The following is a 26,842-nucleotide window of genomic DNA, read 5'->3' on the forward strand; positions in this document are numbered from 1 at the left end:
GGATGTCGATCGCCGTTTCTCTGGCCCTTATCAAGTCTTGCGAATTTTTCTAATGGCTGACTCAACGGGCACAGTTCGCTTGGTAAAACCACGACATCAAGGCGCGTTTACGCTCGTCGAACTGCTCGTGGTTATTTCGATCATCGCACTGATGATCGCGTTGCTCCTGCCTTCGCTTGCTGCGGCGCGGGAGTCGGGAAGATCCGTGCAGTGCCTCTCAAATTTACGCCAGCTCTCTCCGGGATTTGAGCTTTATTACCAGTCGGAAAAAGAATGGATGCCCGTTGGCAGCGCATACGATCCCTTTCTTGGTAATCACAAGATCAGTTGGGGGCGTGTGGTATCCAAAATGCTGGGGCTGCGGATAACCTTTGAGGCCCCGTGGGCCTACGACTTCGACCCCGCCAACCAGAGCTTCACCTATAACACGAAGAAAACTAACGGCATCCTTCAGTGTCCGACTGAAAACTTCAAGAATTACTGGGGGGGGTACAACTACACCTCGTATCTCCATAACAGCGGTTGGGCGTATTGGTACGGCCTTGGTATCTCCGAGGGCTACGATGAATATGCTGTTACCTCTGGATATACGTATTACAGCACTTATTGGGGACGGGTACGGCTGCCCTGGGTTAAGGCGCCGTCCCGAACCGTGCTCATCGGCGAAGCCATCATGAGCGATGGGCACTATGAATACTCCATCGCCCAGTTCGCCTACACCACCTCCCTCTCCACTTATCACAATGGATCGGGAAATCTGCTGTTCGTGGATGGACACGCCTCGTCATACCGACGCGAAAACCTCAAGATCGAAAACTTCTCTCGGAATTAACGCTGCTGCCTTCATCCCGTTTTCACGCCAACCCGCCCCCGGCCGATGGGCAAACACGCGAACCAATCATGACTCTGCGCCATCTGTCATGTGGAGGCGGAAAATGAACAGTGCCCGACCATCCTGTATTCCCCGACTGTTAAACGCCTAATTTCCTGGGGCCATCATGTTTGAAGACCTGACTCCCGGCAAACATTTGCTCTTTGATAACACCAACATTGCGGACACCTATCAGCTTACGCGCATCGTCCACCAGCCGACACGCGATCCCGCTTCCCCCGTATTCATCCCGGAGGAAGATTGGGAAGGGCAGTATGTAACCCCGCTAAACGTGACGTTTGATACTGTATTAAACAAGTATCGTATGTGGTATCAAGCACACGATATGCGTGTCGAAAAAGAACGAAAAGAGTTAAATAATAGTCCGCATGGCAATGTCGGACCGCCACAGCCGATCTATCTGTGCTACGCGGAGAGTACCGACGGCCTCAAGTGGAATCGACCGGCTCTGGATATCTACAGGTATAAAGACGGCCGGGCAACTAATATCGTCTTCAAAGGACACTCCTATGCGGCGGGTAACACCTTCGTGTATCAGCCGGATGCTCCCGCTGATCGACGCTACCTGATGGTGAATTGTGACTGGCAATCGACTCAATCCGGCGGTATCTACATCGCAGCCAGCCCTGACGGTCTGCATTGGAGCTATATCAACGACAAGCCTTTGATACACGGCGAAAGCGACACTTGGAATTGTCTGATCTGGAATGCACAGCGCAAGGTTTACATGCTCTATATGCGGGCGTGGCATTCGGCAGCGTGGGGTTGGACCAAAGACACCCTTCCGGGCAAACATGATGTCGGGCCGTGGAAGGGCAACCCCCGCAGGCGCGTGTCTTATTCCGAGAGTCCGGATCTCCTCTCGTGGAGCGAGCCTCAGATTATCTACTCTCCCGACGAACTGGATACCAACGATTTCTACTGCATGCAGGTCTTCCGCTATGAGGACTACTTCCTGGGCATGCTCTGGCTCTACGATGACGATCAACGAGAGACCATTGACGTGGAATTGGCGTGGAGCCGCGACGGCATCCACTGGCGACGGCACCCGCAACGACCGAAGTTTCTCCCCTGCAGCAGGGCGGGCGAGCGTCCCGAATACATGGTCATTCCCGCCCAGCAGCCGACGGCGGTGGGTGACGATCTTTTTCTCTACCACGTTTCACACCGGTCGCCGCACAGTCAGGAAAAAACGGATGCTGTCTCCTACCGCACGCGCCTGCGACGCGATGGGTTTGTATCGCTTGAAGCCAGCCGGTTGCCGGGCACGCTGATCACTCGGCCGTTTGTCCTTCAAAACGACCACATCACGATCAATGCCCGTGCGGATCAGGGCGAGATCGTGGCGGAACTGGTCGAGCCTTGGTGGTATGACCCCAGCGGTAAAGCGATCGAGGGTTTCGCGGCAAAGGATTTCGACATCATCCGAGAGAACAAGGTGTCGCATCGGTTGAGTTGGCGCGGCAAGAGCAATCTATCAACGCTCATAGGTCGGCGTATCATGCTGCGCCTCGCGTTGTACCATGCGGGTATTTATAGCGTGACGGTGTAACCGATTTCGTTTTCTGGTTACCGGGATGGTATGTATGTTCGTTCTACTCGCCTCGTATCAACTTCACCATTGGAGCGAGTTGTTCTTCCCATGAGTAGGACTGCTCGACGCGCTGGCGCGCCTCGCGACCAAGTGCTACTCGATAGGGAGAGTCGTTGAACACTCGTGAGATGTGATCCACCCACTGCTCCGGCGAGTGTGCGACGAGCAGATGTCGGCCGTCCTCGGCGTGAATGCCTTCCGCGGCACCGTTTGAAACCACCACCGCTTTGCGGCAGGACATCGCTTCCAGAACCTTGTTTTGCACGCCACGGGCAATTTGCAGCGGCGCGATGATGGCAGCACTCTGCTCCATGAACGGTCGCACATCCGGCACGGACCCAACGACCTCGACGCCCGGCTGCTGATTAAGCGCAAGGATCGCGGGGGTCGGGTGGCGGCCAACAATCGTCAGCTTCGCCTCCGGCTCGCGTTCTCGCAGCTTCGGCATGACGTGATTCACAAACCAGGTGATGCCGTCGGCATTGGGCTTGTAGTTAAGCACGCCGACGAAACAGAGGGTCTTGCTCGGACTGTCGGGCAGAGGCGAAAAGTATTCGAGATCAACGCCATTACCCACGACCGCCAATCCGGGATGTTCACCGACATGCTCACGGTATGCGTCTGCTTCGGCGGGACTGACGACGGTGATGGCGTCAAAATGGTCGAACTCGCCCGCTTCGATGCGGCGCAGTCGGCGGCACTCGGCAGCGTAAACCCATTTCAGCGGCGGCCAGTGGTTGCGGGCATAGCTCTCCCACTTGACGCTATCGACATCCACCAAGTCGAGCACATGTCGCGGCGCAGGGGCGCTGCCCCGATGTCCCTCCGCGGTGAGCAGGCGTGCGTAGCGGATCATGCCTGTGCAGAAGGTAAGCACCGCATCAAAGGGCGATTCCTCATGCCACTGCATGATCTGCTCAGCAAGTCCGGTTCGGTAAAAGCTCGCCGGTGTGACCGCGCCGCCGACAGCAAGCGCCGCGACGCCGCGCACTTTGCTGAACCCCTGTGAAATCGGCTGAATCGTCACCTGCTTGGCCATCGTCCGCAGGAGTTGATGGTGCTGAAGCCAGACCGGCTCGTCGCTGGTGCATGCGACGGAGAGATCAAAGTGACGGGAAAGAAGTTTCAGAAGGTTGAAGCTGCGAATGCGATCGCCGCGGTCGGGCGGATAGGGCAGACGGTGAGTGAGCATCAGAACACGGCGGACCGCTTTGCGCTTCGGCGCGTCAGCCTGTGATTCGCGGTTTGAACTACCGGCTTCAAGTTGAGTGGCGGCGGCATTCATCGTGAGTCGAAATCACTCCACAATTCCAATCGACAATTACTCGCGCATCCTTCAACGCGATTCACTCAAAGCTGAAACCAATCACCCGATCAGGTGTACCGATACGCGTACTGGTTGGAAAGTTGCTGTGCGTGGGTGAGGATCACGCCGGCAAGGTCGCAATTCGCAGCCTTGAGCAGACGCTTGGCGCGATCCACCACCTCCGACGGCGTGCGGTGCAGGCGCACAACCAGTAGCGTCTCATCACACAACGCGCCCAGAATGGCGGCGTCAGTCACGGTCACCACCGGCGGGGTGTCGATGAAAATGTGTTCAAACCGATCCTTCAATCGATCGAGAACCTGCGCCATTCGCGGGCTGGAAAGCAATTCCGTGCTGCCGGTCTGATCTCGATCACCGGCGGGAATGTAAAAGAGGTTGTCATAAACCGTGGGGTGAATGACCTTGTCGAGTTCGTCCACCTCACCGCGAAGGAGTTGAAGCAGGCCGGGAGAGGACGTTCGGTTAAACAACCGGCCGAAACTCGGCTTGCGCAGATCGCCTTCGATGAGTAATGTTTTCTGGTTGCGCAGCTCGCTGAAGGCCATCCCCAGGTTGATCGTGGTCACGCTCTTGCCCTCTTCGGGTGTGGCACTGGTGACGACGTGAGTCTGGAGCCTGCGGTTGCGGGCGCGGGCGAGGATCTGTGTACGGATCGCGCGATACTGCTCCGTGATGACGCTGCCGCGATCGTGATGCACAATCACTTCGCTGGCGTAACCGTTGAGCGAAGGATCCTTCCGCACCACGCTCTGTGGCGTCAACGCAGAGGTGAGGCGACCCTGATCCGCCTTGGTCATTGCGTCTGACACGGTGCGCTGCACCACGGGGGCGGCGGCGAGACGGACAGAATTCGGCTCCTCGGCGGCAAGGCTCTTGGCCTCCACCTGCGGCAGTGCGGGCGCAACGTCATCGGCATTGCTCGACGACGCGACCCTTTCCGTCGCAGGCTGTTTGCCGCGCTCCTTCTGAGAGCGGTTCATGGCATCAAATACGTCGCCCATCATCAACCTCCTGCGGCGAGGGCGTCGCGGGGCCGGGATTGACCGACTCGTCCGCGGAATCATCGCCGCCTTCACCTAATAGATCGGCTGGAGGACCATCGAAGTTGGGCAACATCTGCGAAACCGCCCGCTTCACAATCCTGGAATCAATCAGCCTGGAATCACTGGAATACCCCACCAGAAGGGCATTGTCACAAATCAGATTGACCAACCGGGGAACCCCGTGGGAATTTTCGTAAATCGTCTCCAACGCATTGCGCGAAAAGTCCACGTTCGGCTTGTCCTTGCTGGCGCGAACCAACCTGAACGCGATGTATCGCGTCATGTCATCAAAACTCATCGGCGTCAGGTGGCAATACATCGCGATGCGTTGAATCAGCGGCTTGAGCCGCGGATGTTTCAGCGTCGCCCGTAGCTCCGGCTGGCCCAGAATCAATAGCTGGATCAGCTTGTCGGTCTCGCTCTCCAGATTGGTGAGCAGACGGATTTCCTCAAACTCGTCGATACCCAGGCACTGGCCCTCATCAATGATGAGCACCACCGTGCGACCCACCGAGTGCTGGTACTCGATGAACTTGCGAAGCGCATTAACGATCGCGCCTTTGTCGGCGGTGGCGTTCACCTGAATCTGAAACTCGGACGCGATGAGCTTGAGCAGTTGAGCGGCTGTAACGCGGGTGTTGTTGATCACCGCGATTCGCGCGTCGGAGCCGATGCGCTTAATCAGCGTGCGGGTGAGTGTGGTTTTTCCGGAGCCGATATCGCCGGTGACCAGCGCGAATCCGCGACGATTGCGCACGGTGTATTCGAGCTTGGCCAGCGCTTCCTTGTGCTGGTCGGACTCAAAGAAAAAGCGCGAGTTCGGCGTGTTCTGGAACGGCGCGCAGGCGAGGTTGTAATAGTTTTCGTACATGACTTAGCTGGTCTTGACCATCGGATCGACGGAGCTTGCTGCGGCAAATCGACTGAACAATTGCTGGAATTGCTGCGGCTTTTCCAGGCTCAGATAGACCATCCAGATGGAGACCAGCAGCACCATCAGCATCGCGGCACCGATCGCAGGCATCACCGCCCAGGCGAATATTTTTTCCTTCATGGCCCGCGCGGGAGTGCTGATCTCGGCGATCGCACCCAAGACCGGGAGCTTCAGCTCGTCCACCGCCTGATCGATCGACCGGAAAGAGTGGTCGAGCAGTTCCGCCAGCAGGATCATGAGCACGCCGACACCAAGGCCGGCGCCCAGTGCCACGACAAGCACCCCGATAAGCGTAGGCTTGCTCGAAGGCGCAATCTCCGCCCTCTGAATCACGGTAAACCGCTGCCCCCGCGCGCTGACTTCCGTCTTCAAAGCGATCGAGGCGCGGCTGAGATTTTCTTCCCACACCTTGAGCTGGGAAGTGGCTTCATCAAGATCGCGGGTCATCCGTACCCACTCGGCGCGGAGCGCCAGGAATTGACGATCCATGTTCTCGTAGTGGACAACCTCTTCATCCTTGGCGGCTTTCTGCGCCACCTTGGCCTCGATCGTGCCCTCCATGGTTTTGATCTTTTCCATCGCCTGGATGCGGTTGTTGTTGGGGCTGGTCTGCTCGCCCAGCTTGGTCTCGGGCGGAGTGGCTGCCAGCTTCGCATTCAGCTCCGCGATCCGTGCACGAGCTTTCTTGACCAGAGGATGCTCCTCGGTGCGGCCAAAATTGATGTGGTCGCTGAGTTCTTTTTCCGCTTCGCCTTTTTGGGTAAGAATCTGGTCGTAAACCGGATTGCGGCCGACGTTTTCCGTCGTGATGTTTTCCGGCTGACCGCGGACAAATTCTTCAAGCCGTGACAACTCCGCTTTCTTAACTTCGATTTCCTGCGCCAGCGCGTTGCGCTGTGCGATCAGTTCGTTCTTGCGATTCTGCACCGCCAGCGCATCGTCAGGGCGCAGGCCGACGTTTTCGGTTTCGAAGCGTATTTTTTTCCGTTCGAGTTCCTGCACATCAGCCCGGTAGCGGTCCACTTCCTTCTTGAGGAATATCTCCGCGTTGGCGAGCGTGCCTTCGAGTTTTTCGCGGGTCTTGCGGACGTAGTTGTCCACGAGTCGGTTGGCGACTTCGGGGGCGACGCGCGAGTCCTTGTCGGTGTACAGCACGGTCACCACGTCGATCAGGTCCGACCGTGTCTGAAACTTCACCGCCAGGCGGGACTGGTAGTCCTCGATCATCTGCGCTTTCATGCGCATACCTTCGTCGGTGAGTGTGCTGTCCTCCCGACGAGGCAGATTTTTATCAAAGCCCATATCGCTGATGAGTTGTTCGATCGCGGGCTTGCCGGCAAGGTCTTCGATCAGCAGGCGGCGGAGCGTTTCCTGCATGACGTTCTGGATCTTGCCCTTTTCGGTGGTCATGACGTTTTCGTTGCGGCGTTCAAACTTGGTTTCCGCGCGATATTCCCGTTGCAGGGCAAAGCTGCCCAGAACGATCGCCGTCGTCACACCCAGCGCGGGGAAGATGAATTTCTTTTTATGGGTGAGCAGGATGTTGACCCACTCACGAAGATTGCCGGGCTTTCTCCATGCCATCGCGCAGACTCCCTGATCAATTGCGATTTTTCAAACCAAACCCCAGACTGCCGGACACCCGGAGGCGACTTCGCCGCGGGGCCGCCTCTTGCTTACGGAATGCCGGATACCGCAGCCCCCGCTTTTGCGGGCATCGAGACACCTGTGATGATCGGCTGGACAGGCGCCAACAGGTTCTGCACCGCCACGCCGACCGCCGCGAGCGGGTTAATCGGCATGAAAATGATGTCGCCTTCTTCCAACACTGCGTTGTAGCGCAGGTCGCCCTTTTCGATCATGTCACGGAAGTTCAGGCTCATCCGCTTGATGAGCTGCTCCTCCTCGTTCGGACGCAGCACCACGAGCTTTTCCGGCCAGGCCGAGCGGGGTATTCCCGCGCGAAGCACCGCATCCAGCACCGTATCCTTGCCTGTGTACGGCTTGGGCCCCATGGAGGTTTCCCCAGCCATGTAATAAAATTTCGAGTTAAACCCGACGACCTCGACCTGAACGGTCGCGTCCACGTAGTACTTGAGGATTTTTTCCTCGATTTCGCTGGCGAGCTGGGTCGGCGTCTTGCCGGCGGCAAACACGTCTCCGAGGAGGTAGATCGTCACCACGCCATCGGGACGGAGCGTCACCTGGGCGTTATTCACCTCCGGCGCGTTGGGAGCAATGATGCGGATGGTGTCGGGTGGCTCGATGACGTACGGCTTGCCCCCGACGATCGGCCGAGGCTTCTTGATAAAGGCGTCATGATCGGTGTAGCGTGGCGGGGAACAACCCGCAGACGCAACAAGGAGCGCGACGAGGGACAATCCGAATAAACGCTTTAGGCAAAGCAGCATGTATCGCTCCCACATAGACGTTTAGGGATAAACCAAACCGCCTATCGTAACTTATGGTCGGTCCGATCGGGTAGTCGCCTCAAGTCAGATCGAGCAAAGTTTCACGCGCAGCAATGAATTTCAGCCAAAGAATAGCGCGGGGCGGGCCAGAAAAATAGCTGCGGAGGAAAGCCGGGCCGCCATCAGGCCTTATCGAGCACCGGTATCCCGGAACTTGCTGATGGTGGCGAATAAGAGCTTGAACTCCAGACTCAGACTCATGTTCTGAATGTAATGGAGGTCATATTCCAGCTTGCGACGGACGGAAGCGATGTCCGTATCGTAGCCATTCTTGATTTGCGCCAAGCCAGTCAAGCCGGGCTTTACTGCGAGGCGTTTATCAAAGTCCGGTAACTCACGGCTGAGTTCTTCAAACATTTCCGGACGCTCTGGTCGCGGGCCGACGAGGCTCATTTCGCCACGGATAATGTTCACCAGCTGCGGCAGCTCGTCCACATGGCTTTTGCGCATCCACTTGCAGATGGGGATGATACGAGGGTCATCCTGTCCGGCACGCTGAGCCTTGCCGTGCTTTTCCGCATCGACGTACATGGAGCGCAGCTTGTAGATCGTGAATAAGCGACCATTAAGGCCGACTCGAACCTGACGGTAGAGCACGGGGCCTTCGGGGTCGGAGATCTTGATCATCGCGGCACAAAGGCCCATGACCGGCAGAAACACCATCAGGGCGATGGTTCCGCCTACCAAGTCCATAAGCTCTTTGAAAAGCCTGAATTGACGACGGGCAACCTCCAGGAGGACGCCCCCACCACCGGCACCAACCATCACCATTGTCAACGGCTCAGGCATAATTCCTTCATCCCCTGCGTCTGCATTCGATCATGGTGGCGGCAACCCATCACGATCGCACGGCATCGAATGCGACTTCTTGCATTTCTCTGCTTAACTTCGGCCGCCCCACGCGGCCCCTTCAACCCAAGTCAAAGAATCGCACAAACTTCCCTGACATCCTCCGTCCGAGTAGCAGCACCACCCGGCTGCTTAACTCCTGACTGATTTTCACCAAAAAACGGGCAAACTAGCTATTCTCGCAAACCAGCCATCCTGGCTGATTACGACCTTTATCGCCTTCACGGAGTTTTGGTCCCCGACGGTCCGCCGTCGAAAATGACTTCCGCGTACGTCTATTAACGTACCCCATAGACTCTCGTTGTCAAAACAAACTACCCTGTTTTTAGTGATATTTTTTCATCCGATCAGCTCTAAATCCTTCATACAAGCCTTTACCAATTCATGATCAACGTTCAAAGATTCCCCATTTTCACAACCGCTGGGTGATCTCGATGACCTATCGCCGAACTTTCTCAACCAGACTTTCGACACCCTTTAACCCAGATCAACTAAATCCGGATTACTGCTCCGCTTAGGTGTTTATGGCGTCGCTGGTTTCGTAGCCGCGGGAGTTGTTGTCGAGGTTTGCGCTTGAGAGCGAGGTGCGACCAGAAATGGATCGCCTTGCTTCTGGTCTGTGACCGACTCGATTTCCGAGAGTACCTGTTTGATGCCCTCCTGTCGGGTGATGACGACCGCTTCGTATGGATACGACGCAGCCTTCTTCGCTGTCGCATCCTGGCTTGGTCGGTTCGCCCTTCCCTGCACATAAAGGCGGTCGCCCTTGCGTTGAATATTGTCAATACGCACCCAGTAGCCGTGGATCGGTTGTTCTCCAAGGGCTACGACCACCAGAGTCTGATTGGCAAAATCAACCGGAGCTTGCGCGAGAGACGATGCTCCCGTCCTGAGAAGTTCCTCTTCGCTGGTAATAAGTGTCACGAGCGGCACGTTCAGGGCTGCATCTTCACCGGCCATGCGACTCAGGATGCGCACGCGCTCGCCGCTCTGGTCGTCATGTTCGGGCAGCATCCCGGACGGATTTTTCTGACAAGCCGCCGTCGCAAACAGCAGCACCAGACCAATTGCCGAGAACACTTTTTTCATCACTACCCCTTGTTTGGCGTGACCGCAGGCGGCGCGATCCCGCCCTGTCACCTGTGTTCTACCGTTTCCGCAAGATCATGCCGTGGAACGGCCGGCCCTCGCGGCGATACTTCCGCTCAAAGTTTGTTCCCACCAGCTCGCCCTCACCCGCAGATTCAGGACTCTCGAACGGCAACGAGTCGAATAGCTCCGTAACCTTGCTCGCATGGTCAACCATCCACGCAAAATAGTCGCTGTGATCGGTCGCGATGCGCAACAGACCCTGCGGCTCAAGTACGCGATGCGCTTGACGCAGGAACGGCACCTGCACCAAGCGTCGTTTGTTGTGCCTGGCTTTAGGCCACGGATCGGGAAAGTAGATGTGCATCTGTCGCAGGCACGCATCGGCTAGACGATCACGGACAAACGCTCCCGCCTCCGTCCGCAGCAGACGGACGTTTTCCAGTCCGTGACGACGACATCGGTCAGCTGCGAATTTCCAGTATTGCATCGCCCACTCGATGCCGACGTAATTCACCTCCGGCGTCTTCTTTGCCTGATTCAGCAAAAACGTCCCCTTGCCGGACCCTATCTCCAACTCCAGCGGAAGCTGCGCTCGCGCTGGACCAAACCATGCTTTGAGATCGACAGGAGAAGGCCCCTGCCCGGAAGCGGGCGTCGGGGGCAGTTGATCTTGAAGGATGCCGATGTGCCCGACATCGAGCGTCTTGCCGTGAGAAAGCGAAAACCCCATGAACGAAAGAATATCGCAACGCCTCGGTCCCGCGAAATCAACCGCGCCGCGGGCGGAACCAGACGGTTGACTCGCTGATTGGTCCTTCCAGCTAAACTTTCCCGCTTCGCCCCACCGGAAATCATGCCATGACCGCCATCGTCCACGAGCTTGGTATTCCTGTGAAGTCTGCCAACTGGGTTCGACTGCTGCCTGGACAAAACGCCAAAGGAGAACCGATCCTGCTCGCCACCATGGGGCAGGACAATGGCGGGTTTTTCGTCTGCGACATCGACCTGAAAACCGGCCATTGCACGCAGTACGCTTCCAATGTTCCCTCCTCAAACTTCCCGACCGCGGCTTACATGAACCCCTCGACGGGCGTGCTTTATGTCGGAGGCGCATATTCCGGCCACCTTCATCGTTACGACCCCAACGCACCCCGCCAGTCTCGACAACTCGAAGACCTGGGACCCATCGACCCGGAACTGTGCAGCTTTCCCTGCCGAATCGACGAAGCGACCGACGGCTCCATCTACATCGGCGGCTATGGAGGAGCGTCACTGACGCGCTTTGATCCGGCGACCAAACAATTCACCCGACACGGCAGGCTCGATCAGACCGATCAATACCTTTATCCGTTCTGCGGTAAGGATGGCACCGTTGCTGCGGTCGTGCGCGTCTGCTTTGTCCATGTCGTCGTCTTCAACCCGCGAACCGGTGAGCATAAAACCGTCGGGCCGACCATCAACGTCAATGACGCTGGCAAAGGCTCACTGGATGGATCCAAACTCGATCTGATCCGAGGCGTCGATGGCTTGCTTTACATCAAATCCAGCTCTGGAAACTTTCGTCTGAGCGGAATGGATGCGGTTCCGGTTGAGCAGGTGCCCGATGCTGAACCCGCCCCAGCGCTGCCCGACGGCACGCGCGCGGAGTTTCTCGACGCACAGGCCCAGGTTTATCGCCGCGTGCAGATCACTCCTCCAAACAGCTCACCGCGCCAACTAATGCTGGACTGGGAAGGTCTGGGCACCTCGATCTACATGGTTCATGCTGGGTTTGACGGAAAGCTCTACGGGTCGAGCATCCTGCCTGAGCACTTCTTCCGTTGTAATCCTGACGGCTCCGACATGATCGATCTGGGACAGTGCAGCGTTTCGACGGGCGAAGCCTACTCCATGGGTAATCTCGACGGAAAGATTTACATCGCCTCGTATCCCGGAGCACGGCTGTCGATTTATGACCCTTCCAAGCCGTACAACTTCGGCGAAGAGCCTGGCTCCAATCCGCGCGATATCGGCCGAATCGATCAGGTCGCCTTTCGTCCACGCGCAATGCTGACCGGGCCAGCAGGCAAGGTGTGGATCGGCTCCGTGCCCGATTATGGAATGTGGGGCGGCACGCTCGTCCATTTCGACCCCAAGACCGAAAAAATTGTCAGCCATCGCAACATCGTGCAGGACGCCAGCGTGATCGCTCTAACGTGGCTGCCCAAGCTCGGCCAGATACTCGTCGGCCTGGGCATTCAGGGCGGCAGCGGCACCACCCCGCGCATCAATTCCGTGCCCTTCGTGTGGTGGGATCCCTTTGCGGATCGCGCGACAGCCAGTGACACACTGGGCTTTGAACATCTCGAAGGCGTCTCCGCACTCTTGACCGCTGATGATGGCAACGTCTATGCAACCGTCCGCGCGAGGAATAAAACCGAAGCCGGCGCAGCTACGTTCACCTGGGAACTCCTCCTGATTGATCCTGCTGCTCGGCGCATCATCAGCCGCAATCCGTTTCAGCCGGAAGATCGCTCGCCCGTCGAGTGCGGCTTGCTCCACGGCCCCAACGGAGCAATCTACGGAGCGACAACCATGTGTATTTACCGGATTCCGCGGGGCACGACTGAGCGTCAAGTGATCTGGCGCGCCACGAATGAAAACACCGACGAGCACCTCTATGCGATTCCGGCTGTAATCGGTAATCGCTATTACTTCAACGCCAAGCACCGACTGAGATATCTCGAATTACCCTCGAAGTAACCGTGCGGTCAGGCGGCTTTATTTCGCGATTACGACGACAGCGTAAAGACGCTTGAGCGGGCGGCGATGGCGCGTAGCTCCGGCAGGGCGTCGGCAATCGCGCTCCAGCGTGCGGGCTGCGACATGATGCTGTCGAGCTTTCGAGCTGCGCCGGACAGCCCCGTATAGGTACGAATTTTTCCTGTTCGGGACAGAGGCATCTTCGGCATCTGCGGGTCAAACTCCCACGGATGGAAATAGAGCACCGCCGGCCGATTGGCACCGCGGGCCTGTGACAAGCCTCGGTTCATGAACCACAGCGGCAGAAGTCGAAAATACCCGCCGCCCGCAACGGCGAGCTTGCGCTTTCCAATCATCCACGTCAGCGGGGGCACTTCGAGAATCTCCGCCCCGCCGGTGCGACCGCGCACGAGAAACGGCTGCTCCGGCGCGGATGGCACGCCATAGGCAGGATGCACCACGGGAAAAATCGAAGCGTCATAGGCAAACCCCGACTCCACCAGCACATCAATCGCCCACGCGGTCTGAGGTACGACGCTGAATGTCGGCGCGCGGTATCCGATGACCTGTCTACCTGTCTGGTCCTCTAGCAATCGCTTGCTGGTCAGCAGATCCTCTCGAAACGAGGCTGCGTCGAGCCGGTGCAACCGATCATGACCGGTGCCATGGCTGGCGATCTCGTGCCCGGACGCGGCGATTTTTTTAGCGATGGTCGGATTGCGCCTCGCGACGTCTCCGAGAATAAACCATGTGCCCTTCTGGTTGTGTTTCGCGTAAAGCTCAAGCAACAAGTCCACGTTTCGTTCAACGCGCGACGGCCACTCTCCCCACGATGACCGAGGCACCGCGCGATACGCAGCCTCGATGTGGAAGTATTCCTCCACATCAATCGTCACGCTGCGCAGGGGTAGATTCTGGCTTGCGGTCATATGGGGAAACCTTAGCTGCCGAAAAGCTCACAAGAGTCTAAATCGTTCCGCGATCCCTCTCTGCCGGGGTATTCAGGCCTTCCGGGAATGCCGCTTTGGAGGCAATCCCGCAACGAAAAGTCTCACTCATCTTCGGCAGACCGGCCCGTTCACTACAATGATCGCGTGGCGGATCACCCGGAATTCATCCTCACCAAAATCATCGCCACGGTCGGCCCCGCCTGTGCGACGCCTGCCATCATTATTCGACTCATCGAAGAAGGCGCCCGCGTCTTTCGCATCAATTTTTCGCACGGCACGCTGGACGACTTCGCCCGCTCTCTGGCGACGGTGCGCGAGGCGGCAAAACGCACCGGCTCGCATGCAGCGGTGCTCGGCGACCTGTCCGGACCCAAAATCCGCATCGGGAAAGTCGTGGAGGCCGGCATCGAGCTGACGGTCGGCGACCGTGTTGAATTTCAGCGCGATCCCGTGGTCGCCACGGCTGCTGCAGCCGATCAGGCGGTCGTCTTTTCCACCACCTATCCCTCGCTCGTGGATGATGTGCAGCCGGGGGAACGACTGCTCATCGACGACGGTAACATACGGCTGCTGGTGATCGACAAAATCGGCGAAGGCCCCGCGGCGCGTCTGGTGGCTAATGTCACCGGCGGCGGGCGCGTCACCTCCGCGAAAGGCCTGAACCTTCCCGATAACGCATCACTTTCCGTCCCTTCCCTGACCGAGCGCGATCGCCGTTGCGTCGAATGGGCGGTTACCAACGAGCTGGATTTTCTCGCCCTGAGTTTTGTGCGCAAGGCCGATGACGTGCGCCTGCTCAAATCACTGCTGCCGGTGCGCACGCCTAATCGCGCCTCGTGGATTCCCGTCATCGCCAAGATTGAAAAGCCGCAGGCACTGGATGATCTGCCCGCCATCATCAACGAAGCGGACGGCGTGATGGTCGCCCGCGGTGATCTGGGCGTCGAAATGGATCTGGCTGAAGTACCCGGCATTCAGAAGCGCGTCATTGCACTGGCGCATGACTACGGCAAGCCGGTGATCGTCGCCACCCAGATGCTCCAAAGCATGATCGAGTCATCCAGCCCGACCCGCGCGGAGGTCAGCGATGTCGCCAACGCGATCTACGAAGGCGCTGACGCGGTGATGCTCAGCGGGGAGACGGCTGTCGGCAGGTATCCCGTGCAGGCGGTACACACGATGGCGCGTGTCGCACTGGCGACGCAGCGACTCATCCATAGCGAGTGCCGGCCGTCACGACCGCCGGTGAAACTCCAGGAAACCCGCTACCGCACCGCAGCGTTAGCACATGGCGTCAGTGTCGTCGTCCGCGATCTGGACGCGAAACTGGTGCTCACCTGGTCTGAACTGGGAGGCGGAGCGCGCTATCTCTCACAAAACCGGCTGGGGGTTCCCATCCTGGCAGCGGGTTCCAATCCGGAAAGTCTGCGCAAAATGAGCCTGCTCTTTGGTGTCACCCCGATCGCCATGCCGCGCCCCGCCAGCAGCAATGAGTTCATCCTCAAAATGGACAGCCTCATCCGCGAAAAAGGTTGGGCAAAGACAGGCGACGCCATCATCATCGTCAAGGGTGAACCGATCGGGACGCCCGGCGTGACCAATCAAATCCTGATCCACTACCTTGGCGATGTCGCGCGGGTGCAATGGCATCTCAAATAGTACCAGGATGAACAGCGTCGGAACCGCGGCGTTGAACACCTCATCCCGCTGTGCGGAGCGGAATCGTCTCGACTCTAATCACGGCACATATCGTCCCGGCGCGATGATGCCCTGCGGGTCCAGCGCGGATCGGAGCTTCGCACAGGTGTCGAAAAAATCCGGCGCTGCTTCGTGAAGTTTGGCGTACCCTCCGGGACCGGTGCGGTATGGCGGATACCCTTCCTTCAACAGCGCAGCCATCAGCTCGCTGTAGCAGTCCTGTGCCCGTTGCGTCTGCGCCGCGTCGTTGCGGTCAAACGTAAAGTTGCTCACACAACACAATGCGCGACTGGTCACGAGCGTCATCGTGATTAAAAAGTCGAACCCGTGTTTGTGATAGATCGGCTCCATGATGTCCCTGATGCGGCAGGCGTGCTCACCGGTGGCGGGAGCTGTGGGCGAGGCCCAGACCAGGCCGACCTGATGATCCAGCGGATCGAGCGAAGCACTAGCGCGATTCGACTTCATCCAGAGGACGCCCTTGAGAAACTCATCAGAGGGGACGCCCTTGAGCAGGCCATAGGCCGGCTCGATGATCGGCAGAAGCTCCGCGGCCTTGGCTGCGAAGCCGAGCTTTTTAAGACGGGGGAGCGCACGCTGCGCGGTGGCGAGCATGCGGTCACCCAGAAAGATAACGCGGTAGCCGCGCATTGCCGTGCGGATTGCTCGCTTGATCGCCGCAACGGTGCCGCCTGCGCCGCCGGTTCCGTAAATTCCGCCGCTGACATTCCACGCCCCGATGTCCAGCTCGCGCACGATGGCGCTTCGGACCTCCGGCGGGATGGGTGTGCGGCCGCCGGTACGATCGTAGGGATAAGCGATGCGCGATGAAAACACCCGTACATCGTTGGCGATATGCACAGCGCTGCGGAGCAGACCCTGAAGACGCAGCGGCGTGAGACGATCCACCAGGTCCGCCAGTTTCGAGGCATCGGGTGTCGAAACGAAAAAGGCAGAGAACGACTCCGGCCGCGGCATCAAGCCTACGGTCGCCCGCGTCACGATGCCGAAGTTCGACTGAGAAAACAATCCGTCGAGCACCGGCCCCACGCCATAGGGATACGCATGAGTCGCCTGCGCACCGGCAAATGCGCCATAGCCGGTGCGCAGAATCCGACCGTCGGCCAGCACCGCTTCCAGCGCGCCGGTCTGGTGGTAATGATCGCCCACAGGCGTGTGACCAAAGCCGCGATCCAGCGCATTTCCCAACACGCTCGACTCCGGGCCGGCACCGGTCGCATCCATCCAGAGGTTGGGAAAATTCTGGCGCAGGTATTGATAAAGCTGCGCCTGTGTGACACCAGGCTCGATGACGGCATAGCACAAGGTTTCATTGACTTCGTAAATCTGATTCATCCGCGCCAGGTCCACGACGATTTGGCCGTCGCTCGGCGCGGTGCGGTCGCCATAGCCCCAGTTTCTTCCGCGCGAAATCGGATACAGCGACAGACCGCATCGCTTCGCGATCCGCACGACCTGCTGTACCTGCGCCGTATCGAAGGGATACACGATGCTGCGGGGCGTCGTCGTCGCGGGCAGCGTGGTTCGCGCATAGCGCGCGATTGTCTCGGCATCATCGCGCACATGCTCTGCGCCCAGAGCAGCAATCAACTCGGATTTTGCGGTTGCCCAGTCCAGCATGTGGGAAAGGATAAAGGATCGACCGCCTGATCGGATAGCCAGCCTCCCGATCAGGTCAACCGTGCGAACCCGCTGTGCTTCACCGGCCCGCCGATCTGTTCTTTGACGCAGCCGTCCGCCAGTGCTTTGGCCAGCTCGCCAAACACCTCGTTAACAGCAGCCAGATACGCCTGAGCATGCCGCATCTCGTGCGCAAGCATGGGGTTGAAATAGGTGCTCGCCAGAAATCCCCGCCTGAGCATGCGGACGGTAAAAAACGTCGCGGCGGCGGCGGCGTCCGGTGCTGGCAGGTCAAAGGAAAACGCCGTCAACTCACTGCGGGAGCCGACCTTCACCGGCAGGCGGTGCCGTTTCCCCGCCTCCTCCCAGCCGGCAAGAACCGCTCCGCCGATTTGTCGCAAGTGCGAGGGCACGTCGATTTGCATCATCTTCTTGATGGCCGCAACAGCAGCAGCCGGGCCGACACCTTCGGTCCAATAGGCGCTGGAGATAAATGACTCCTGCGCCGCCTGCATGGTTTCCCGTGTGCCGATGACCGCGCCCATCGCAAACCCGTTGCTGATCGTCTTGGCGTACACCGCCAGGTCGGGATTCACGCCGTACTTCAGGTGCGCGCCGCCCAGACACAGACGCCAGCCGATCGAAATCTCATCAAACAGGAGTTTCGCACCGATGCGGTCTGCGCGTTGGCGCACGCCTTCAAGGAACCCCGGCTCCGGCTCCGCCTGCCGCGTAGTCTCCATGACGATGGCCGCGATCTCTTTGCCCTGCTTGGCGATGATCTGATCAAGCTCCGCCAACTGGTTGTAGCGGAAGGTAACCGCCGTGCCCGCCAGACTTCGCGGAACGCCGCGAGGCTCAAGCCCCGGCAGGAGGTGGCCGTCGAGCGTGCGCTTGCCCGCATCATCCACTCCGCCGAGATTGGCGGACAGATACCAGTCGTGCCAGCCGTGGTAGCCGCAGATGGTGACCTTATCACGTCCGGTGGCTGCCCGCGCGATACGCACCGCCACCGCCATCGCTTCACCTCCCGATCGCGTGAAGCGGGCCATGTGCGCCCAGGGATGAATCTGCGTTAACAATCGGGCGACCTCGATTTCGTCTGCGGTCTGAAGCGTGCTCATCGTGCCCAGGTTGACCCGGCGGATCACCGCGGCGTTCACGTCCGGGTCTGCGTAGCCGAGAATGCACGCGAGGATGCCGCCGCTGCTCATGTCGATGAATTTTCGCCCGTCGGTATCGACGACTTCGCAGCCGATCGCCTGCTCGTAATAGGCCGGCCACTGCTCCGGGGCGAACATTTCCGGCCGCTTGGAAAGAAGCTGCGTGCCGCCGGGGATCAACGTCTTAGCCTGGCGGTACTGTGCCTGAACCTTTGCGCCGGTGGGTGCGGGGGTAATGTTCAGAAGGCGGCGGGCGTTGGTCGAAAAAAGCCGCTCGAGATCACCGCTGGTCAGGTGCATCGTGCGCGAAGCCTGCCTCAATGCGAACAGCGACTCGATGCCGACGAGCGTGTGACCGCCGAGCGTCCAGCCGTCCCACTGAGTGTTGTGGTCGAAAAGCCAGAAGAACCCGTCGCCGGCACTGATCGATCTGCCTCGCATGGCGGAAATTGGAAAATCGCTGCCGTACATCAACCGCGTGGTTCCAAACTCCCGAAGGATCGCCTCGAATGCACCAGCTTCACAGACTGCTGAGGTGTCGAAGAAAACATTGTCCAATCGTCGCAGACTCGAAATCCCCTCGATGGTGTGAGATGCGCTGAAGCCGCGCGCCGCGTGGGCCAGCACATATTTCGCGCCCGGATAGCGGAGACAGTGCTCACGGATGTAACGCTGATTCCGCGCGTCCGCCAGGGCACGGTTCAACACCAGGTGCATGGTGATCCATAGGCTGCGGCGGTCGGCTATTTCCCACGCCCACTCCGGGAGAAACTCTCCCTGTTCCGCGTTCATGGTGTCCGGCCGGTCTGCGTAAACGTGATAAACCTTCAGCCCGACTATGCACGGATTGCGCTTGATGAAGTCCTCGACATATGCGGGATCATCCTTGGGTGAAACCATCATCAGCCCGCGCGAGTCGGGATGGTGCGCCAGCTCGTTGACGAGAAAAGCATTGCTCTGCACGGAATCAATGAACTTGCCGGGAAACGGAAAAGCCAACCCCGCGCGAGGCGTCCGATCACCCATCCATTGCTCGGTGTGCGCGATCATCGCGTCGTAGCCGATATCCAGCCGGGGCTTTAACGCATCGGGTGGCGTACCCGGACTCAGATGCGAAAGGTTGAACCAGTGCAGGTGCGCATCGAAGGTGTCAGGCGGGACAAAGCTGCGCAGCTCCCGATCAAACAACTCCCGATCCGCCGGTGTCACGCCATAGTTGAATGGATTGCACGCTTTGGCAAGGCTGGAAATCTCCTGCGCCGCAGTCGAGGCTGTGGAAGTGGTGGCCATTGCGACATTGTAGATGACTTGCCCCGGCCTACGGACATTCGCTGTGAATCGCTAGAATTCCCGCTGCAACGTCTCTGCCCGGGTGGTTCGTGTTCTGTTGTCAGCAAATGTCGATCTGGATGGCGGCTGAGCTGGTGACATTCATAGCTGTCGTCCAGAAAGGTGGTCACAAGAATGAGCAAACGCGCAACAGCAGCCCGCGAAGGAATGGAGCTTCACGGCAAGGTGGCACTGGTTACCGGCGGCGCAAAGCGCGTCGGACGGGCAATCGCGCTGAAGTTGGCTGCTTCGGGGATGGACGTGGCTATTACCTATCACCGCAGCGATTGTGAAGCGCGCAACACGCTCACGGAAATACGAGCAATGGGACGACAGGCTGCGGGAATTCGCGTGGACCTCGCCCACCCGCAGGCTGCGATGACTGTTCACCGCGCCTTCCGCAAGACCTTTAACCGGCTCGACGCCCTGGTGAACAACGCCAGCATCTTCGCGCCATCCCCGCTGGCGACCATCACGAGTAAAGATTTTTCGCGCAACATGGCTGTCAATGCGCTGGCACCGCTCCTGCTCATTCAGAAATTCGCGCCGATGCTGGCAGCACGCGCTGATGTGAATGATCCCGCATCGCTTGGCCGCGTCGTGAACTTCATTGATATTCACGTCATGGGCCAGCCGCTCAAAGGATACGTCGCCTACAACGCCTCCAAGGCAGCGCTGGAGGAAATCACCATGACACTGGCGATGGAGTTGGCCCCGCATGTCACCGTCAATGCGCTGGCACCGGGCGTTGTCGCCTGGGCGGACTCCTACACGCCGCGCCAACGCGCTGCCTACCTGCGGCGCGTGCCGCTGGCGCGGCCGGGTACTCCTGATGATGCGGCGACGGCAGCACTCTTTCTCATCCGCGACGCCCACTACTGCACCGGACAGATCATCCGACTCGACGGCGGCCGATTCCTCACCTGAAAATCCGAAATGCGGGACAGGCTCTTTTACGACAGCGAGTCAATCCTTTGTTCCCGATGATTGCCGCATGATGCACCGGCTGGTTCCTGCACACACATCGCATTCCTTCGCCTCGCCTGCCGCAAACGCCATGCAATGTTCCATCCGTGACTTGATGATCTCCGCGATCAACGGGTGCAGTCCCAGCGGCGCACCCACCAGGTAATCAATGCCGGGGTGCTTGGCGGCGGCTTCGGCGGTGAGACGGGGAATGTCCTCCTCCCAGTGTCGGCCGGGCAAAAGAAAATAAGGCATCACCACCACGCGCTGCGCACCGCGACTGACGCAGCGATCAAAAGCTGTCGCAATCGATGGCTCAGCCAGCTCCATGTGTGCCGGCTCGACGATGCTGTGCTTATCCCTCACCCGGTTGCGGAACATCTCCACCAGCTCAAGCAGCATGTCGTTCGATGCCGCCTTGCGCGATCCATGATCGACGATGATGATGCCGGTGATGTCGTTGGGCGATGACATGCTGATTCAAACCCGCAGGTGATGCGGTTCCGGTGAAATCGCGAGTTTATTTTTTCTCCACGCTGGACCCTGCGTGCGGCGGGGTGCCGACGACCTCCGCGAGAAAATTCTGAAGATGCACCCAGGACCGATGGTCCGCTTTCTCGTTGTAAGCCACGCCCTTGATGCCGGCCTTATCCGCCGCGGGATTGGAAAAGCCGTGTACCGCACCGCCATAAGAGATCACCTGATAATCCGCCTTGCGCGTGCGCATTTCATTCTCAAACGCCGCGATTTGCGCGGGCGGCACCATGGGATCGTCAACCCCGGTGAGTACGAGCACCTTGGCGGAGATTTGGCCTTCCTCGGCGGGCTTGCGGATCTCAAGATCACCGTGAATGCTCACGACGCCGACGATGGGCAAACCGCTCCGCGCCGCTTCGAGTGATGACGTACCGCCGAAGCAATACCCTATGACCACGATCTTGTCCGCGTCCACAAAGCTCTTTGCATGGGCCGCCGTAGTAACCGCCGCTTTGAGCCGTTCACGCAGCAGGTCGGGCTTGCTCTTGAACTGTCCCGCCAACTGACCGGCTTCCTCAGTGCTTTGTGTCACCCGGCCATTGCCGTAAATATCCGCAGCAAAGGCGACGTAGCCCAGCTCCGCAAGCTGGCGGGCGCGTTCCCTGGGGTAGTCGTTCAGCCCCCACCACTCATGCACCACGACGATGGCGGGACGCTTTTGATCCTTGCTCGCTTCCAGCTCCGCTGGATAGGCGAGATAGCCCACGAGCGTTGTGTCGCCGGATTTGTATTCGACGGCTTGTGTCTTGACTTCCGCACGGACACTCAACGTCAACAACAGAATCAGAACCGTCGAAACATACAGTGATCGCCGCTTCATGGGAGTCTCCTTGGCTGATGAGCTGTTTATTTTACGCAGCTCGCCGACAGAGACACAGCAACTCCGCGATGATCAGCGGCGCATCAGAAGTGAATCATGCGCCCGCGAGTGCCCAGAGCTGCCTCATGCACCGCTTCGCTGAGGGTTGGATGCGCGTGCATCGCAGCGATGACCTCATCTACGGTCAGTTCGCTGGACTTGGCGAGCACCATCTCCGCGATGAGTTCGGTGACGTTGTCGCCGATCATGTGCACACCCAGGATTTCGCCGTGTTTGTCATCCGAGATGATTTTGATGAATCCTTCCGTGTGGCCGAGTGCTTGTGCCTTGCCGCTGGCCATGAAGGGAAACTTGCCGACTTTGTACGCCAGGCCGAGTTCTTTGCACTTGGCTTCGGTGTGGCCGACGCTGGCGACCTGCGGCTGGCAGTAGGTGCAGCCGGGAATGGAGTCGTAATCAATGGGGTGCGGGTGCAGACCGGCCAATTGTTCGACACAGACGATCGCTTCGTCGCTGGCGACGTGCGCCAGCCACGGCGGGCCGTTCACGTCGCCGACCGCGTAGATGCCCTTGACGCTGGTCTGGTAGGCGGGGCGAGTTGCTTTGATGTGATCCTTGAAAATTTCGATGCCGAGCTTTGCGTCAAAGAGACCTTCGTAATTTCCCTTGACGCCGATGGCAACGAGAACCTTATCCGCGGAAAGCGTTTCCCCCGCGGTTGCGGCTGAAGGCGCGGGTTGTCCCGGCTGCGTCGCCGGCGCGATGGCGACTTCGACACCGGTTGCCGATTTTTTCACCGACATGGTTTTCATGCCGGTGCGCACTTCGATGCCCGCTGCCTTGTAGCTTTTTTCCAGAGCCTTGCTCACTTCAGCGTCTTCGATGGGTAGAAGTCGGTCGATCATCTCGATGATCGTGACCTTGGTGCCGAAGGCGTTGTAGAAGTACGCAAACTCCACGCCGATCGCGCCGCCGCCGATGATGATGAGACTGCGGGGTTGTTCTTTGAGTGACATGGCATCCCGGGCGTGCAGCACACGCTCGCCGTCATATTCGACGCCGGGGAGCGTACGCGCGATCGCGCCGGTGGCGATCATGATGTTTTTGCACAGCAGCGTCCGCTCAAGCCCTGCGCCCTTGGCTGCGGCGGAGGCGAGTTTGGGATCCCACGAGCTTTCGCTGCCGGGTACGACCTTCAGCACCTCGACCTTACCCGGCGCAGCAATGCGGGCGCTGCCGGACACGTGCGTGATCTTGTGTTTTTTGAAAAGTCCTGCGATGCCGCGGTTGAGATTTCCCGCCACGCCGCGTGAACGGCTGATGATCCTGTCCCAGTTGTGTTTGACCTCGGATGTCTCGATACCCAGACCGGCTGCGTCGTGTTTGAGACGGTGATAAAACTCCGCGCTGGCCAGCAGCGTCTTGGTCGGGATGCAGCCCCAGTTAAGGCAGACACCGCCGAGCTGACCGCGCTCGACGCAAGCGACCTTCATACCCAGTTGTGCAGCACGGATCGCGCCGACATAGCCGGCCGGCCCGCCGCCAATGACCACCAGATCAAATTGTTCGGATGATTGTTCCGCCATGATGCACGCCTTTCGCTCAAAACGTCGGACCGGCGATTGTAGCGAATGCCGTCCGTGATGACGCGAGACACACCGCGCAGCAGGTATGCGCCGCTTTTTCAGGAGATAAGAATCTCGACGCCATTGTGAACGGTCACGGCTGTTCCGCGTGCAGCGTTCGCAGTCGTGCCTCGTCAGCCGAGGTCAGCTCGCAACCGCGCCGTTTCATCACCGCCCAGGCGGACGCGAGAAACTTTTCTATCTCGTAGCGTTCGTCCGGTTTGCCTTCATCCGTGAGAAACGCGAATCGACGTGTGAACTTGGGAGAAAACCCCGAGCGTGCGAGCATTGTTCCCGTCGAAAAGCATGATCCGGTTTGCAACCGTGAGCTGATCGCGGTGCGCACGAAGTCGCCGACGATTGGCCCCAGCTTATTCTGCCGGCTGTCTTCCGTGGGTGATCCCGCCTCAAGCTGCACCCGCACCGAGCCGTAGGTGTTTTTCAGATTGCTGGCGTTGGTGTCGGCACCGAAGTTAACCCACTCGCCGACGAAACTGTTGCCGAGGTAGCCCGTGTGGGCTTTATTGCTGTAGCCCTGAAAAATCGAGTGGCTGATCTCGCCGGCCACCAGACACTCCGGTCCGATGCTCGTCGTAGCGCGGATGTGCGTGTGCGGCTGAACGATCGTGTGTCGTCCGATGTAACACGGCCCGGCAATGACGCAGAACGAACCAACGATCGCAGCCGAATCAATCGCGATCGGCCCCTTCTCCGCGTTGAGCACCACCATCGGATGAACACGGGCATCCGTCGCAACCTTGATCGCGTAACGGCCAAGCGTGTGCACACGCGGATCGCCGCTCCACCCTGGAAGATGTGTCGCGTCGATGTCGGTTTGGAGAATATGGGCAAGACGCTCCAGAATCTGCCATGGACGATCAATGAGAACCGACGATTGAAGCTGGTGAATCGAGGTAAATCGTTTACGCGGATCAAAGGATGGTAAAAGCAGTTCGGTAGCCGTTACTCCCTCGGAGAGATGAGCCGCGACGAGTTGACCGTCAGGATCAACCACTGCCGCTCCGGCAGGAAGCGTGAGGAACCGATCCGCGTGCGCGAGGTCCACGCAACGGCCGTTGATCGCCAACACATTACCCGATGACGTTTTATCATCGCGGCCGGTGCGCTGAGAAACCAATGCCGCCAGCGCAGGTGCTGCCAGCAGCGTCGTCGCCCGCGCGCCCAATGCGTGCTCGATGCGCTCCAGAGTTGTCATCGCGCCGGTGCGCAACTCGAACACGGCGCGGCGATCACACAGCGGACCCCATCGTCCGCGTGCGTCATCAAACACCATCAGCTTTGGTGAAGCCATGAATTCATTTATCGGTTATTGTTTCGCGTGAGATTGCAGTCGGCTTGCGTCGGGTGAGTTTCTTCGCACCGCGCGATAAAAAACGAATTCCTGATGCAGATCAATTGACAGTGCGGCAAGTGTGGTTTACTTTGCCTACGTCAATGCACGCCATGCGGGTGTGTTGATGAAAACAAAAGACGGTACGGTCGGAATGGTCTGAAGTCGTCCGCAAGCGAGGCACTGTGGTGAGTGTCCAGGGGCGGTGGCCCCAATCGCTGCGGACACGTTCTCTGCGAAGCAAACAACGAGCAAGCGAAGAAAGTTTTAGTTCGATGGCCAAGATCGATCATGCGCTGTGGCGCGACATCATGGACTACCTGCGCCGTCGCCACGCCCCGATATGTCGGCAGTGGTTTGAGGAACTGGCGCCGCTCGAAATGAATTCGGGCCTGCTTAAGGTTCATACCAGCAGCGCCGTTCAGCAGAATTACCTCCAGCGCAAGTGCATCGATCAATTCATCGAGGCGGCCCAGGCTGCCACCGGCGCGCTGGTCTCCGTCCGTTTTGTAACCGAGCCGCTACCGACAACATCGACGCGGGACAACGCCGGCGGTAACGGTAACGGCAACGGACACGACACCATCACCGAAAACCACAGGGGTGGCGGCAGCGCGACCGCGACTTCAACCGCTGCACCCGGCACCCGGGCGATACCCGGCCAGCCGACCATTCCGCAGCGCCTGCCGATCATCCCGCCGCGCCAGACTGCAACCGCGACCGCGGCGATTGATTCGCAGTTCGACCAGATCGTCATCAGCCCCGACTATTCCTTTGAGAACTTCGTAACCGGTCCGGGTAATCAGCTCGCCTGCGCCGCCGCCGTCGCCGTCTCCAAACAACCCGGCACCGCGTACAACCCGCTTTTTATTCACGGCGGAGTAGGCTTGGGTAAGACGCACCTGCTTCAGGCGATCTGTCAGACCATCATGCAGCAGAACCCGCAAACGCGGATTCTCTACCTCTCCTGCGACTCGTTCAGTAACCAGTTTCTCCAGTGCGTGCAGGATGGAAACATGGCGGAGTTCCGCCATCGTTACCGTCACGTGGATGTTCTGGTCATCGACGACATTCACTTCCTGGCCAACAAGGAACGATCGCAGGAGGAGTTCTTTAACACGTTTAACGATCTTTATCTTTCCAACCGGCAGATCGTTCTGTCGAGTGATTCGCCGCCGAGCGAAATCCCGCAGCTTGAGGAACGATTGGTCAGCCGGTTCCAATGGGGGCTGGTGGCGCACGTGTCGAAACCCTGCTACGAAACGCGCGTCGCAATCATTCGTGCCAAGGCAAAGATCCGCGGCTTGGAAATTCCTGACGAAGTCGTTTCCTACATCGCCACCAAGATCGACTCCAACGCGCGCGAGCTGGAAGGCGCGATCACCACGATTCAAGGCCACGCTGCGCTGCAGAACAAGCCGATTGATATGGCATTGGCACAGTCGGCGCTGGGTGAGTCGGTCCTTCATCCCGGCGGATCGCAGATTACGCTGCAGAACATCATCAACGCCGTGACGAGTTTCTACGCCGTCAAGCTCAGCGACCTCCAATCCAAACGCCGCCATAAATCCATCACCGGGCCGCGCCAGGTCTGCATGTGGCTGGCGCGCAAACGAACACGCTTCAGCTTGGAGGAAATCGGCGGTTACTTCGGCGGACGCGATCACACCACGGTCATGCACTCGATTCGCACCGTCGATGATCGAATGAGCATCGACCAGTCCTTCACCGCACAGATCGAAAAGATCGACGAACAGATCACTCGATCAAACAATCAGACGACATCCTGAATCGCGGCGACTGCAAAGAGATTGACCC

The 26,842-nt window shown here is 58.9% G+C and carries 21 protein-coding genes; 6 read left to right on the forward strand and 15 right to left on the reverse strand.

Features of this window, described 5'->3' with window-relative positions; genetic code table 11:
• Positions 1–52: 52 nt before the first annotated feature.
• Positions 53–832: a prepilin-type N-terminal cleavage/methylation domain-containing protein gene (locus IT444_01105; GenBank protein MCC7191352.1), complete on the forward strand. Its 780-nt coding sequence runs from the start codon at positions 53–55 to the stop codon at positions 830–832.
• A gap of 166 nt (positions 833–998) precedes the next feature.
• A complete protein-coding gene (locus tag IT444_01110) occupies positions 999–2,444 on the forward strand; it encodes a hypothetical protein (GenBank protein ID MCC7191353.1) in 1,446 nt (481 codons plus the stop codon).
• A gap of 43 nt (positions 2,445–2,487) precedes the next feature.
• Here IT444_01110 and IT444_01115 read toward each other — a convergent pair whose 3' ends face one another.
• The 8 genes from IT444_01115 to trmB form a co-directional block, all read right to left on the reverse strand.
• Positions 2,488–3,771 carry a TIGR03087 family PEP-CTERM/XrtA system glycosyltransferase gene (locus tag IT444_01115; protein MCC7191354.1) on the reverse strand — a complete coding sequence of 428 codons (1,284 nt, stop codon included), beginning with the start codon at positions 3,769–3,771 and terminating at the stop codon, positions 2,488–2,490.
• 89 nt (positions 3,772–3,860) lie between these two features.
• Positions 3,861–4,817, reverse strand: a complete 957-nt coding sequence (locus IT444_01120; GenBank protein ID MCC7191355.1) for a CpsD/CapB family tyrosine-protein kinase — start codon at positions 4,815–4,817, stop codon at positions 3,861–3,863.
• On the reverse strand, positions 4,798–5,727 hold the full coding sequence (tadA, locus tag IT444_01125) for a Flp pilus assembly complex ATPase component TadA (protein ID MCC7191356.1): 930 nt from the start codon (positions 5,725–5,727) through the stop codon (positions 4,798–4,800). Before tadA ends, IT444_01120 begins: the two co-directional genes overlap by 20 nt.
• A gap of 3 nt (positions 5,728–5,730) precedes the next feature.
• Positions 5,731–7,374 carry a hypothetical protein gene (locus IT444_01130; protein ID MCC7191357.1) on the reverse strand — a complete coding sequence of 548 codons (1,644 nt, stop codon included), beginning with the start codon at positions 7,372–7,374 and terminating at the stop codon, positions 5,731–5,733.
• A 92-nt stretch (positions 7,375–7,466) separates the two neighbouring features.
• On the reverse strand, positions 7,467–8,201 hold the full coding sequence (locus IT444_01135; protein ID MCC7191358.1) for a polysaccharide biosynthesis/export family protein: 735 nt from the start codon (positions 8,199–8,201) through the stop codon (positions 7,467–7,469).
• Positions 8,202–8,390: 189 nt separating this feature from the next.
• On the reverse strand, positions 8,391–9,050 hold the full coding sequence (locus IT444_01140; protein ID MCC7191359.1) for a sugar transferase: 660 nt from the start codon (positions 9,048–9,050) through the stop codon (positions 8,391–8,393).
• A 582-nt stretch (positions 9,051–9,632) separates the two neighbouring features.
• Positions 9,633–10,199 carry a protease complex subunit PrcB family protein gene (locus tag IT444_01145; GenBank protein MCC7191360.1) on the reverse strand — a complete coding sequence of 189 codons (567 nt, stop codon included), beginning with the start codon at positions 10,197–10,199 and terminating at the stop codon, positions 9,633–9,635.
• Between the two features lie 58 nt (positions 10,200–10,257).
• A complete protein-coding gene (gene trmB, locus IT444_01150) occupies positions 10,258–10,932 on the reverse strand; it encodes a tRNA (guanosine(46)-N7)-methyltransferase TrmB (protein MCC7191361.1) in 675 nt (224 codons plus the stop codon).
• Positions 10,933–11,060: 128 nt separating this feature from the next.
• Between trmB and IT444_01155 the strand changes: the two genes are divergently transcribed.
• Positions 11,061–12,944 (forward strand): hypothetical protein, encoded by a 1,884-nt coding sequence (locus IT444_01155; protein MCC7191362.1) that lies wholly within the window; start codon positions 11,061–11,063, stop codon positions 12,942–12,944.
• 29 nt (positions 12,945–12,973) lie between these two features.
• Here IT444_01155 and IT444_01160 read toward each other — a convergent pair whose 3' ends face one another.
• Positions 12,974–13,873, reverse strand: coding sequence for a DUF3473 domain-containing protein (locus IT444_01160; protein MCC7191363.1), 900 nt, complete (start codon positions 13,871–13,873; stop codon positions 12,974–12,976).
• A gap of 165 nt (positions 13,874–14,038) precedes the next feature.
• Here IT444_01160 and pyk point away from each other — a divergent pair, with 165 nt between their 5' ends.
• Entirely contained in the window at positions 14,039–15,553 is a 1,515-nt protein-coding gene (gene pyk / locus IT444_01165) for a pyruvate kinase (GenBank protein ID MCC7191364.1), read from the forward strand.
• 78 nt (positions 15,554–15,631) lie between these two features.
• Here pyk and IT444_01170 read toward each other — a convergent pair whose 3' ends face one another.
• Together IT444_01170 and IT444_01175 are read right to left on the reverse strand one after the other, a co-directional pair.
• The gene (locus IT444_01170; protein ID MCC7191365.1) at positions 15,632–17,233 is read right to left on the reverse strand and encodes an FAD-binding oxidoreductase; all 1,602 of its coding nucleotides are present in this window, start codon (positions 17,231–17,233) and stop codon (positions 15,632–15,634) included.
• 50 nt (positions 17,234–17,283) lie between these two features.
• Positions 17,284–19,686, reverse strand: a complete 2,403-nt coding sequence (locus tag IT444_01175; protein ID MCC7191366.1) for an aminotransferase class III-fold pyridoxal phosphate-dependent enzyme — start codon at positions 19,684–19,686, stop codon at positions 17,284–17,286.
• A 174-nt stretch (positions 19,687–19,860) separates the two neighbouring features.
• Between IT444_01175 and IT444_01180 the strand changes: the two genes are divergently transcribed.
• Positions 19,861–20,652 carry an SDR family oxidoreductase gene (locus tag IT444_01180; protein ID MCC7191367.1) on the forward strand — a complete coding sequence of 264 codons (792 nt, stop codon included), beginning with the start codon at positions 19,861–19,863 and terminating at the stop codon, positions 20,650–20,652.
• A gap of 39 nt (positions 20,653–20,691) precedes the next feature.
• On the opposite strand, the gene IT444_01185 is transcribed toward IT444_01180, so the two are convergent.
• The 4 genes from IT444_01185 to IT444_01200 all read right to left on the reverse strand — a co-directional run bounded on the left by IT444_01185 (position 20,692) and on the right by IT444_01200 (position 24,985).
• Entirely contained in the window at positions 20,692–21,165 is a 474-nt protein-coding gene (locus IT444_01185; protein ID MCC7191368.1) for a hypothetical protein, read from the reverse strand.
• A 46-nt stretch (positions 21,166–21,211) separates the two neighbouring features.
• Entirely contained in the window at positions 21,212–22,048 is an 837-nt protein-coding gene (locus IT444_01190; GenBank protein MCC7191369.1) for a dienelactone hydrolase family protein, read from the reverse strand.
• A gap of 83 nt (positions 22,049–22,131) precedes the next feature.
• Positions 22,132–23,634 carry a dihydrolipoyl dehydrogenase gene (gene lpdA / locus IT444_01195; GenBank protein ID MCC7191370.1) on the reverse strand — a complete coding sequence of 501 codons (1,503 nt, stop codon included), beginning with the start codon at positions 23,632–23,634 and terminating at the stop codon, positions 22,132–22,134.
• 133 nt (positions 23,635–23,767) lie between these two features.
• On the reverse strand, positions 23,768–24,985 hold the full coding sequence (locus IT444_01200) for a hypothetical protein (GenBank protein ID MCC7191371.1): 1,218 nt from the start codon (positions 24,983–24,985) through the stop codon (positions 23,768–23,770).
• A gap of 314 nt (positions 24,986–25,299) precedes the next feature.
• Here IT444_01200 and dnaA point away from each other — a divergent pair, with 314 nt between their 5' ends.
• Positions 25,300–26,814 (forward strand): chromosomal replication initiator protein DnaA, encoded by a 1,515-nt coding sequence (dnaA, locus tag IT444_01205; GenBank protein MCC7191372.1) that lies wholly within the window; start codon positions 25,300–25,302, stop codon positions 26,812–26,814.
• The last annotated feature ends 28 nt before the right edge of the window (positions 26,815–26,842 follow it).

Source organism: Phycisphaeraceae bacterium (genome assembly GCA_020851465.1).
In the GTDB taxonomy this organism is placed as follows: Bacteria; Planctomycetota; Phycisphaerae; order Phycisphaerales; family Phycisphaeraceae; genus JADZCR01.